10 protein-coding genes and 1 tRNA gene are annotated in these 11,696 nt (G+C 41.3%); 3 read left to right on the top strand and 8 right to left on the bottom strand.

Annotation, left to right across the window (positions count from 1 at the left end; genetic code table 11):
• The 3 genes from E0H82_RS00820 to E0H82_RS00810 all read right to left on the bottom strand — a co-directional run bounded on the left by E0H82_RS00820 (position 1) and on the right by E0H82_RS00810 (position 3,008).
• On the bottom strand, positions 1 to 1,323 hold the full coding sequence (locus E0H82_RS00820) for a tyrosine-type recombinase/integrase (protein ID WP_131262560.1): 1,323 nt from the start codon (positions 1,321 to 1,323) through the stop codon (positions 1 to 3).
• Between the two features lie 167 nt (positions 1,324 to 1,490).
• Positions 1,491 to 1,566: transfer RNA gene (locus E0H82_RS00815), tRNA-Arg, on the bottom strand.
• Between the two features lie 86 nt (positions 1,567 to 1,652).
• Positions 1,653 to 3,008 carry an amino acid permease gene (locus tag E0H82_RS00810; RefSeq protein ID WP_131262559.1) on the bottom strand — a complete coding sequence of 452 codons (1,356 nt, stop codon included), beginning with the start codon at positions 3,006 to 3,008 and terminating at the stop codon, positions 1,653 to 1,655.
• Positions 3,009 to 3,323: 315 nt separating this feature from the next.
• Here E0H82_RS00810 and prpF point away from each other — a divergent pair, with 315 nt between their 5' ends.
• From prpF to E0H82_RS00795, 3 genes are all read left to right on the top strand, one after another.
• Positions 3,324 to 4,514 (top strand): 2-methylaconitate cis-trans isomerase PrpF, encoded by a 1,191-nt coding sequence (prpF, locus tag E0H82_RS00805; RefSeq protein ID WP_131262558.1) that lies wholly within the window; start codon positions 3,324 to 3,326, stop codon positions 4,512 to 4,514.
• A 197-nt stretch (positions 4,515 to 4,711) separates the two neighbouring features.
• On the top strand, positions 4,712 to 5,683 hold the full coding sequence (locus E0H82_RS16775) for a GGDEF domain-containing protein (RefSeq protein ID WP_131262557.1): 972 nt from the start codon (positions 4,712 to 4,714) through the stop codon (positions 5,681 to 5,683).
• 240 nt (positions 5,684 to 5,923) lie between these two features.
• Positions 5,924 to 6,832 (top strand): polyprenyl synthetase family protein, encoded by a 909-nt coding sequence (locus E0H82_RS00795; RefSeq protein WP_131262556.1) that lies wholly within the window; start codon positions 5,924 to 5,926, stop codon positions 6,830 to 6,832.
• Positions 6,833 to 6,916: 84 nt separating this feature from the next.
• Here E0H82_RS00795 and putP read toward each other — a convergent pair whose 3' ends face one another.
• The 5 genes from putP to E0H82_RS00770 form a co-directional block, all read right to left on the bottom strand.
• On the bottom strand, positions 6,917 to 8,407 hold the full coding sequence (gene putP, locus E0H82_RS00790; protein ID WP_131262555.1) for a sodium/proline symporter PutP: 1,491 nt from the start codon (positions 8,405 to 8,407) through the stop codon (positions 6,917 to 6,919).
• Between the two features lie 204 nt (positions 8,408 to 8,611).
• Positions 8,612 to 9,466 carry an SPFH domain-containing protein gene (locus E0H82_RS00785; protein ID WP_131262554.1) on the bottom strand — a complete coding sequence of 285 codons (855 nt, stop codon included), beginning with the start codon at positions 9,464 to 9,466 and terminating at the stop codon, positions 8,612 to 8,614.
• Positions 9,467 to 9,480: 14 nt separating this feature from the next.
• A complete protein-coding gene (locus tag E0H82_RS00780; protein WP_131262553.1) occupies positions 9,481 to 9,954 on the bottom strand; it encodes an NfeD family protein in 474 nt (157 codons plus the stop codon).
• 99 nt (positions 9,955 to 10,053) lie between these two features.
• Positions 10,054 to 10,980 carry a patatin-like phospholipase family protein gene (locus tag E0H82_RS00775; RefSeq protein WP_131262552.1) on the bottom strand — a complete coding sequence of 309 codons (927 nt, stop codon included), beginning with the start codon at positions 10,978 to 10,980 and terminating at the stop codon, positions 10,054 to 10,056.
• Positions 10,981 to 11,040: 60 nt separating this feature from the next.
• On the bottom strand, positions 11,041 to 11,667 hold the full coding sequence (locus E0H82_RS00770; protein WP_131262551.1) for a 1-acyl-sn-glycerol-3-phosphate acyltransferase: 627 nt from the start codon (positions 11,665 to 11,667) through the stop codon (positions 11,041 to 11,043).
• Positions 11,668 to 11,696: the final 29 nt, after the last annotated feature.

Genomic DNA, 11,696 nt, shown 5'->3' with positions numbered 1-11,696 from the left:
TTACTTGGTCTTTTTAAACTGAATGAGATTATCTTGCTCAATGTTTTTGATTTCCTGACCATAGTCATAAGCACTGATATATTCGCTCTTATTCTTATCAAGATAATTACTCCACCAGTTCATCATCTTTTTACGTTCATCTAAGAACTCAACATGATGTGTATAAGCTAAGCGCACTTGGTCGCGTTCTTGGTGGCTCATTTGCTTCTCAACGGCTTCTTCAGTGAATAGCATACTTTCAACTAAGGCACCGCAAGCCATGCCTCTGAAGCCATGCAAACACACATCTTCATTGGTATCGTAACCGATACGTCTTAATGTATTGTTTATGGTGGTTTCACTGATAAAGCCGTAAGGGTCGCCGTGTTTAGGGAATACATTTTCATACATGCCGCTGTAGGCTTGTAACTCTTTTAAAATGGCTAAGGCTTGAGGGGAGAGCATGATTAAATGCTCAGTTTTCATTTTTGCTCCACGATGAGCATACTTGCTACCCTTCGATGCTTTCCGTTCAGGGGGGATAATCCATTGTCCCTTTTCTAAGTCAAATTCAGACCAGCGCGCAAAGCGTATCTCACTTGATCGGGCGAAAGTGTGTAGGGCGAACATTAAGCACAGCTTAGTAATTGGATAACCTTTATCAGCTTCTATCTTCTGTAAAAACTCAGGTAATCGGCTCAGGTGTAGTTTAGGGTGGTGCTTAGTTTTACGTGTCACTGTTATGGCATCTTTTAAACTAGATGCAGGGTTTAACTCTATTAATCCTTTAGAAATGGCATAAGCAAAAATACTGACAAAACGCTGGCGTGTCTTTTTGACCACTTCAAGAAAGCCTGTTTCTTCAATTTGGCTCAGGACATAATTGAGGTCTTTAGGCTTGATGCTGTCAATCGGACGGGTCCCAATAAGAGGGAATACATATTTCTCTAGGTTCTTTAACGCACGTTCCGCCGTTTCTTCGCCCCATTTACCACTTGCTTTGTAGGCAACATGCCAAGCCCTTGCTATAGGTTCAAAGTGATATTTATTGTCTTGCTTAGATTGTTCAATCGCTATTTGCTCTTTAGGGTCCAATCCGTTGGCCAGCATGGTTTTATATTTTGCTCGATGCTCTCGAGCTTTTGCTAGTTTGATAGCCGGATAAGTACCTATTGTGATGATTTGAGTACCCAATAGATTTTTATATCTATATCGCCAGGTCTTTGTGCCCGATGTGCGTACAAGCAATATCAACCCATCACCATCAAATAGGGTGTAATCCTTATCTCGTGGTTTTGCAGCCCCACATTGAGGGTCTGTAAGGGGTTTAACCAGTTTAGCCATGAGAATGAGTACCTGAAAGTTGATAGAATCGGGCTAGGTACTCATTAAGGTACTTATTTTTTAAGGCTATATCAAGTTATATAGAGTTAAGAAAGACCATGATTGTTGTTTAAGTTATTGATTTTTATTGACTGTGGTGTAAATAAAGTTATATGCGTTTAATGATTTGGTGCGCCCTGCGGGACTCGAACCCACGTCGGTCGCTTAGGAGGCAACTGCTCTATCCAGTTAAGCTAAGGGCGCTAAAGTGGAAATAATGTACCTGATTTTAAAGCAAAAAAAAAGTTATTGCCAAAACAATAACTTTTTTTAATTCAACCCAAAGTTGCTTAGCTCTTGGCTGGTTTGATCATTTTAAAGAAGATCAGCATCAAGACAATCCACACAGGAATCATCAGTACAGACTCTTTAAAGCCTTGCGTCCACATAATGTATAACACAGTCGCAATAAAGATCAGGACTAAATAGTTACTTACTGGTGACCAAAGTGCAGGGAATTTAGTTTGAGTTGATGTGGCTTTCATGGCTTGACGGAATTTTAAATGTGTCAAACTAATCATTGCCCAGTTCAATACCAATGCACCCACAACAATATACATTAAATGACCAAGCGCATCTTCAGGTACAAAGTAGTTCAACAATACACAACCGAAAATGAGCAATGCCGAGAACAATACCGCAGGAATTGGCACCCCTTGTTTGTTCACTTTCAAGAAAACTTTTGGCGCATTTCCTTGTTCCGCTAAACCAAACAACATACGGCTATTTGCGTACATACCACTGTTATATACAGATAAAGCAGCGGTTAAAATAATGAAATTCAGTAAATGTGCAGCCCATTGAATGCCCATTTGGCTAAAAATCATCACGAATGGACTTTTGTCCAAACCACCTAAATCCAATTGGTTCCAAGGCACTAAAGACAACAGAATAGTCAATGAACCGATATAGAAAATAAGGATACGGAACACAACTTGATTGATGGCTTTAGGAATAGTTTTTTCAGGATCTTTCGCTTCTGCCGCTGCCATCCCAATCAGTTCAATTCCCCCAAAGGCGAACATCAGGAAAGCCAACATATAGAATAGACCTTCAAAGCCATTCGGGAAGAATCCACCGTGTGTCCAAAGGTTACTAAATGAAGCCGTTGAGTTTGCGTCTGCGGTAAATAATAAATATAAACCGAATACGATCATGGAAATTACTGCAGCAACTTTAATAATCGCTAACCAGAATTCCGACTCTCCATAGAACTTTACATTACCCAAGTTAATGAGGGTAATGACAACGAAGAAGAACAGTACCGAAGCCCATGCAGGAATAAAAGGCCACCAGTAATTAATATATTTAGCGACTGCGGTAAGCTCAGTCATCGCCACTAAAATATATAGAATCCAGTAATTCCAACCAGCAAGGAAGCCAGGGAATTTGCCCCAATATTGATAAGCAAAATGACTAAATGAACCTGCAACAGGTTCATGGACAATCATTTCCCCCAACTGACGCATAATTAAAAATGCAATTAAACCACCAATGGCATAACCTAAAATGATGGATGGACCAGCAGATTGGATAACCTGTGCGGAACCTAAGAATAAGCCTGTACCAATTGCGCCACCCATGGCGATAAGTTGGATGTGACGGTTCTTTAAGCCACGCTGAAGTTGTGAAGAGTTATTGTTCAAAGTTCTCAGCCCGACAATGAATGTATATGGATTGTAAAGGATTGATTACACTTAGCCTAGTAGATGAACGATCGGTCAAATCATTTCGCTATGTGTATTTCTTTTTTAACATATAAAATTGAATGATGAATCAATTGTTTAGATTTATTTAAAAAATGACTCTATCGTTCTGCATGCTGTAAAAAAAATGATCGAACGTTGATTTTTTATACTTAAGTCCTGCAAGACAAATTTTTTTCATAAAAAGCAGTATGATGGATAAGGCTTAAATGAAGTAATTCGTTAAAAAAATGAATCAGGAAGGATAGAAGCACAATGATTTTTGCTCCTCAAATTAAAATTCCAGCGACTTATATGCGTGGCGGTACCAGTAAGGGTGTATTTTTTAAACGCGATGATTTACCAGAAGCTGCTCAGGTGGCAGGTAAAATTCGTGATCAAATTTTACTGCGCGTGATTGGTAGTCCAGATCCGTATGCAAAACAAATTGACGGGATGGGTGGAGCAACATCAAGCACCAGTAAAACTGTCATTTTAGCGAAAAGCACGCAAGCTGAGCATGATGTCGATTATTTGTTTGGACAAGTGTCTATTGACCAACCGTTTGTGGATTGGAGTGGTAACTGCGGTAACTTAACCGCTGCTGTGGGCTCATTTGCTATTTCGAATGGTTTGGTGGATGCAGCACGTATTCCTGAAAACGGCATATGTACGGTACGAATCTGGCAGGTTAATATTCAAAAAACCATAATTGCCCATGTACCTATGACCAATGGACAAGTCCAAGAAACGGGTGATTTTGAACTCGATGGCGTGACGTTCCCCGCGGCAGAAGTCCAAATTGAATTTTTAGACCCTGCGGATGATGGTGAAGATGGTGGTGCCATGTTCCCAACTGGAAATGTCGTGGATACCTTGGACGTACCTGAGATAGGCTCTTTTCCTGCGACTTTTATTAATGCGGGTATTCCAACCATTTTCTTAAATGCAGAAGATATTGGTTACACCGGCACAGAGTTACAAGAGGCCATTAATGGTGATGCTGCTGCATTAAAGCGTTTTGAAACCATTCGTGCCTATGGTGCCAAACAAATGGGATTGATTCAGGACATTTCAGAAGCGGCAACACGTCAACATACCCCCAAAATAGCTTTTGTTTCCAAACCGAAAGCCTACGTATCTTCAAGTGGTAAAGCCATTACCGAAGCGGATAGCGATTTACTGGTTCGCGCATTGTCGATGGGTAAACTACATCATGCCATGATGGGGACTGCTGCGGTTGCCATTGGTACAGCGGCTGCCATTCCAGGGACATTGGTGAACTTGGCTGCGGGTGGCGGCGCGCGTGAAGCGGTACGTTTTGGACATCCTTCAGGCACTTTGCGGGTGGGTGCACAAGCTCTATTGGAAAATGGTCAGTGGCAAGTGAAAAAAGCCATGATGAGTCGCAGTGCTCGTGTACTCATGGAAGGCTGGGTACGTGTGCCCGAAGATTGTTTAAAATAAGCTATTTCTAGCACCTCATTTAAGCCCTTATCTTTTTGATAGGGGCTTTTTTATTGGCTATTACTTAAATACGAATAAGTAATTCATAAATTCATATATATTATATTTTTATAAGCTATTCATTTTATATTTGAATGAAGGGAAAACAATTTTTGATAGCATTTTGCGTAGCTTTAACCTAAAAAAATGTATGTACTATGGATGCACATTCTATTCAAAATAACCTGAATATCGATACCCATGAAGTGTTAGATTCTTTGCCTTTGGCAACAGCATTACTCTCTCCTACAGGAGATATTTTGTTTGCCAATCGCTTTTTCGCGAGTGGCTTTAATGTTTCAGTTGAGCAGATGTATTTACAAAATCTCGCACAGTTTTCTGAAGCATGCTTTCAGGTGTTTAGCCAAAATGTGCTACGTTTTAGACAAGGACTTTCAGTAGAACCTTTTGAATATCAGGTGTTTGGTCGATATTATTGGGTCATGTTGAAGCCGAATTATAGTGTAAATGGTGAAGTTCAATCCATTTTATTATGTAGTTCAGATATTTCCAATTTAATGCACAAGCAAATCCAGTTTGAGGCGAGTCATTTGGAACTTCGGCGTATCAGTGAAAAGGACCATTTAACGGGTTTGGCGAATCGTCGTACTTTTGATTTGAAATTAAAACATTATTTGCATGGCATGACGCAGCATGCAATATCCGAACTGACTTTATTGCTGATTGATATCGATAACTTTAAACACATTAATGATCTTTATGGGCAGAGTTTGGGAGATAATGTGCTCAAAGCTTTGGCAAGAACCTTATTCAATGTAAGCCCGATTGAAGTTTCACAGCATATTTATCGTATTGGCGGAGAAGAGTTTGCAATTTTGTTGCCGAACTTTTCCTTACAGCAAGGTTGTGAGCAGGCAGAAGTTTATCGAAGTGCAGTGGAGATTTTAGGACAGCATTTCCGAGGTCAAATTTTGCATGAGTTGTCTATTTCAGTTGGAGTGGTGAGTACTCGGGAATTTATGTTTGCTCGCTCATTTTATGAGTTGGCAGATCAAGCCCTGTATTGTGCTAAAAAAGGACTTAAAAACAGTGTGTATTATAGCAACCATACTGAATGTTATTCCTATCCAAAACAGCAGCGATGTCAGGAAGGTGAGTCGTGTTTATGAGCGATAGGGTTAAATCTTATGTGTGAAAACACATGGTCTTAGGTAAAGAATACTTTAAGTTGATTGGCTTAAATGAAGCATACAGCCTATCGCATCGCGCTTTATAAAATTAACTTGCATCAAATCTAGATCAAGGTGTATGGCAGGCTTCGCATTTAGCGTACAATCACGAGCAATCCGAACTTTGATGGTCATGCAGCATCTTTGTGGCGCTGTATAGCAAAAATACTCGAGGCAAATGTGTCATCTTTAACTGACGTACAAAATAATACGTTGCATCAAGCGCAACAGCAGATTCAGCAAGATCTTCTTGCCGCATTACAGGCTTTTTCTTTACCTGAGCCTTTAAAAAGTGCAGTACATCATGCGGTGATGTTGGGCGGAAAACGAGTACGTCCAGCCTTATGTTATGCCACAGCAGCAATTCGTCCAAATCAGAATGGGGCGGCAGTGCGCCGCGCCGCCGTTGCGGTAGAACTCATTCATTGCTATTCCTTGGCGCATGATGATTTACCTTGCATGGACAATGATCAGTTGCGTCGTGGTCAACCCACCTGTCATGTCGCGTATGGGGAAGATACTGCGCTTTTAGCCGGTGATATTTTACAATCTATGGCATTTGAAGTTTTGGGTAGTCGCTTATTTGACCAAGGTGAAGCAGTTGACCCGTCTATCGTGCTTAAGCAAATGCAAATTCTGGCGACAGCTTCATCGAAAATGGTCTGTGGGCAGGTTTTAGATTTGCAGGCTGAAGGTAAGCAAATTGATCAGCAGGCTTTAGAAACGATTCATCGTAATAAAACGGGTGCTTTAATTACTGCGGCAATTATGATGGCAGCGGTGACGATTTTTCAGGGCACGGATCCTGCAATTCCGCAATTACGTCAGTATGGGCAAAATATTGGTCTGGCTTTTCAAGTCCAAGATGACATCTTAGACATTATTGCCAATACAGAACAACTCGGTAAGACCGCAGGTAAAGATGAGCAAGTCGATAAGTCGACTTATCCTGCATTGATGGGCTTAGAACCAGCCAAAGCTTATGCACAAAAACTACATGACCAAGCTTTTGCAGCTTTGCAGTTTTTTGAAGGGCAAGCGCAAGAATTGCAGCAAATTTCTCAGTTCTTATTGGCTCGTCAATTTTAATGACATGTATTGAACATAAGTTTTAAAGACATTTGAAATGTAAAAACGCTATATCTTTGAAGATATAGCGTTTTTTTACAGCAATTATTTAGATGCTTTGTAAAGCTCATCAGCTTGTTCAAAACGATCAGTGATGTCTTGTTCAGGCGCTTTGCTGAATAGACTGACCACAATAATCGCGATTGTTGCACAGATGAAACCTGGAATGATTTCATAAATACCGGTTGCAGCAAAAGCATTCTTCCACACAATAACCATAACTGCACCTGTAAGCATACCTGCAAGTGCGCCCGTTAAAGTCATGCGTTTCCAGAATAAAGACAAGATAATCAGTGGACCAAATGCAGCACCAAAGCCAGCCCAAGCATAAGCAACCAGTCCTAATACTTTGGCATCAGGATTACCAGCCATCCAAATGGCAAGCACAGAGACCAATAGCACCATGAGGCGACCAACCCAAACCAATTCTTTTTGCGACGCATTTTTACGCAAAAAGGCTTTATAAAAGTCTTCAGTTAAGGTACTTGAGCACACTAATAATTGGCAGCTTAAGGTACTCATGACTGCCGCTAAAATTGCAGCAAGCACAATACCTGCAATCCATGGATTAAACAGAACTTTGGTTAACTCCATAAATACAGTTTCGGGGTTGGCACTGACGACAGCAGCATATTCTGGATGTTGCTGGAAAAAGGCAATCCCGAAGAATCCCGCAGCGACAGCACCACCTAAACAGAAGATCATCCATGTCATACCAATACGACGAGCATTTGGAATTGATTTCACAGAGTCCGCTGCCATAAAGCGTACCAGAATGTGGGGTTGACCAAAGTAGCCTAAGCCCCACGCCATTAATGAAATGATGGCTACAATACTTAAGTCACCAAAAAGGTTCATGGCTTGTGGGCGTGCAGCTTCAAGAGCCATGGTCAGTTGTTGCGTATCCGTAAAACTCAATACGGCAACAATAGGCGTGAGCACGAGGGCAAAAATCATTAAAGTTGCTTGAATGGTATCTGTCCAGCTAACTGCAAGGAAACCACCAATAAAGACATAACTAATTGTTGCAATGGCACTGACCCAAAGTGCGGTTGTATAAGACATGCCAAACATGTTTTCGAATAATCGTGCACCAGCCACCATGCCAGAAGCACAATAAATCGCGAAGAAAATAAGAATGACGCAGGCAGAGACAATACGCAGAACTTTCTTATGGTCATTAAAACGATTGGAAAAATAGTCGGGAAGGGTCAATGCGTTATATTGCACTTCGGTATGCACACGTAAACGTCCTGCGACCAATAGCCAGTTGAGCCAAGCACCAATAATTAAACCAATACCAATCCACATTTCAGATAAACCTGATAAGTAAATTGCACCAGGTAGACCCATGAGTAACCATCCGCTCATGTCGGATGCACCTGCCGAAAGTGCAGTTACAAAACTTCCTAAACTACGACCACCCAAGATGTAATCATCAAAATTGGTGGTTGCGCGGTATGCCATCAAGCCAATAAAAACCATGGCAATGATATAAAAGAAAAAAGTGATTAAGGTCGGATTCAGTGAACTCATACGCTTATCCTTGGGAGTTAAATCACGAACTAGAATGTAGCTTTTTGCTAAAATAGTTACAAAAAGCAAACAATATGATGAAAATAAGGGCGGGATTTAAACATAAATTCACAAAGTTTTCTGTTTTTTTTGTTTTTAAAAAAAGAATAGGCAGTCATAAACTGCCTATTTATTTGAAACACAAAAGGATATTATTGGTCTGAATTAATTGTTACGACCCATGACACCGCGAATAGTATTTAAAACATCCGCAGGTAATACCACAGTCTTGGCATTATTCGATTTCGCCATCTCTTGCATGGCTTTGACATACTGTTCACCGAGCAGATAAGCCACAGGAATTTCTTTATCTCCCACGGCTGAACTCACCATTTCAATGGCACGTTGTGAAGCTTCGGCCAAAACCACTTGTGCTTCTGCATCGCGGCGCGAAGCTTCTAAACGTCCATCGGCTTCAAGAATAGCTGCTTGTTTTTCACCATCGGCTTTGGTCACTGTTGCACGACGTTGACGCTCGGCGGCAGCCTGTGCCTCCATGGCAGATTGCATGGTTTGTGAAGGCTGAATGTCTTGGATCTCGACGGTTTTTAAGGTAATGCCCCAATCTGCAATGTCATCTGAAATAGCTGCTTTCAGTTTGGCTTTAATATGATCGCGTGAAGAAAGTGCATCATCTAAATCCATCTCACCGACAATTGAACGAAGTGAGGTTTGTACCAAGTTTTGAATTGCCCACGTGTAATTTTCAATCCCGTAGACTGCTTTTTCAGGTGTAGTTAAGTTAATGTAGGCAACCGCATTCATCAGAATTACCGCATTATCACGGGTAATCACTTCTTGTGATGGAATATCCAGCACAATATCTTTGGTGGTGACTTTGTAAGCCACTTCATCTACATATGGAATAACAAAGTTAAGACCAGGACTTAAGGTCGTATGGTATTTACCTAGACGTTGTACAATCCATTTGTAGCCTTGGGGAACTATACGAACCCCCTTAAAAATCGTGATGCCGACAAAGGCCAACAACGCAATAACAATAATAGATCCCGCTGACATAGTTTTACTCGCTTTTATTGATTGTCATGATTTGGACGATGTGGTTGTACCACAAGATCATTCCCCAGAATATCGACCACGCGTACTCGATCGCCTACATTGACGTGAGCAAGGGTACGGCAGTTCCATTCATCGGAGCCTAAAACAGGCATTGGAAATCGTACACGGATTTGTTCATGTTCCATATTAACTTGAATCACCATCCCAACTTGACCAAGAGTGGCTTCACGTGAAAGTCCAGCTTTGGTTTTATCAATGGAGAGTGGTTTTATGAATTTAAACCATGCGACGGTACAAAGAATGGACAGAATCATCCACAGCACCAATTGGGCTGTTGAGTTGAGGGCTGGAAAAAGCCACAATAAAATACCCACCAAAATTGCGCTAATTCCAAACCATAACGCTGCAAAAGCAGTCAGGACTAATTCAGACAGCATTAATAAAACACCGAGGACAAACCAGTGCCACGGTTCAAAAACAAATTCCATACATCTACTCGTGTATTGTGTCAGTGAATAGTGCTTATAAAGGCATCACTATTCACTGTAACAGATGTCTAAGATGATGAAAATTAAAAAAGTACTTATTTAAAATTTTGCTTTTGGCGCAGGTTTAAATGCTGCGGGTGACTTTTTAAAGTTACTAATAGCCGTTTCAATGGCTTTAATTTTGAGTTGTGCTGCTTTTTCGCCTTCAAGGATGGACGCATTGCTGGCTTTCAAGTCTAAAGTACCAACATGACCGACTTTGGGTTGAATCACAATATTGGCCTGATTCAGCTCGGTATTAATACTTTGCTGTCCCATAATGTTAATGGTTTGGTCGAGTAAGCCCCACATATTGAGTGGTTTATTGCCGACAGGGCGGGCAGAAATATCAACCGCAATGACAATATCTGCACCCATGGCTTTTGCGGTAGTTACAGGAATAGGACTGACCAAGCCACCATCAACATATTTGCTGCCACGAATGGTTGTAGGAACAAAGACATTCGGAATACTGCACGAGGCGCGCACAGCTTGACCCGCATTACCAGAAATAAAATCCGCCTTTTTACCATTGTCTAAGCGTGTTGCAACCGCGGCAAAGCGTATTGGGAATTTTTCAATAGGCTGATTACTTACATTTTTATTGACGTAGTTCTGTAATTTTTGCCCCAATACAATGCCTTGACTATTTAAGGTTAAATCACGCAGGTCTGACTCTTGCAATTGCAGTGCGAGCTGTTGCAATTGATAGGGGCTTTTGCCACTGGCATAGATGCTGCCAACAAAACTACCTGCACTGGTGCCTGTGACAATTTTGGGTTTAATGCCATGTGACTCTAAGACTTTGAGCACGCCAATATGGGCAAAACCTTTGGTACCACCGCCACCGAGAGCAATCGCAATTACAGGTTCGCGAGCCTTGATTGGAGTGGTTACAGGTGGTTTGGTTGCGGTTTTATCACAACCTGCGAGGGTAAAACCAAGTAAGCCAATTAAGCCATATTGAAAAAAGCGTAGCTGAGTCATTGCACTCTAAACAGGATAAAAGTCCCGCACATCAGATCAAATTTTGACACATATTACCAGTCACTTTTTGACGAAAGTTTGTAACGGTTTTGCCAGCCATTCAGGATTTTTCGCAGAAAATTGCCCTGCATAACAGGCTAAAATTTTAGGTAAATCTTGATTAAAGTCACCACTTGGATAAAACACACCTAAACAACGAATAGTTTTCTGATCATAATCAAAGGCAAACATGACAATTGGAATATTGGCAGCGACCGCGATACGATAAAAACCACTTTTAATGCTAGTGGCACTTTTTCGTGTACCTTCGGGTGCCATGCCCACCCAAATCTGCTCTTTTGCTTGAATGATTTCAACAATTTGCTCTGTTAAACCATGTGGGGAGGTGCGATTAACAGGAATCACGCCAATCCATTTTAACAGTGGTTTGAGCGGTGTTTTAAATAAGGTATGTTTACCAAACACTGTAATTTGAATGCCTAAACCTAAGAGTGCAGTAAAGCCATGCCAAGCATCAATATTGGAGGTGTGCGGTGAAATAATGGCGACCGCTTTGGGTAAATCTGGAAATTCACCAGAAAAAGACCAGCCTTGCGCCAGAAAAAGCTGCCGAAAAAAACGCTTGCTTAATGTGCTACCTCGTGTGGGGACGTGAGGGGGAAGCACAGGGAAATATGAAGCGGACATGGGCTTGTCATCCTGACAAATATTCTTGG

This window comes from Acinetobacter sp. ANC 4910 (assembly GCF_004331035.1).
Lineage (GTDB): Bacteria > Pseudomonadota > Gammaproteobacteria > Pseudomonadales > Moraxellaceae > Acinetobacter.
This window is presented reverse-complemented; position numbering and strand designations above follow the sequence as displayed.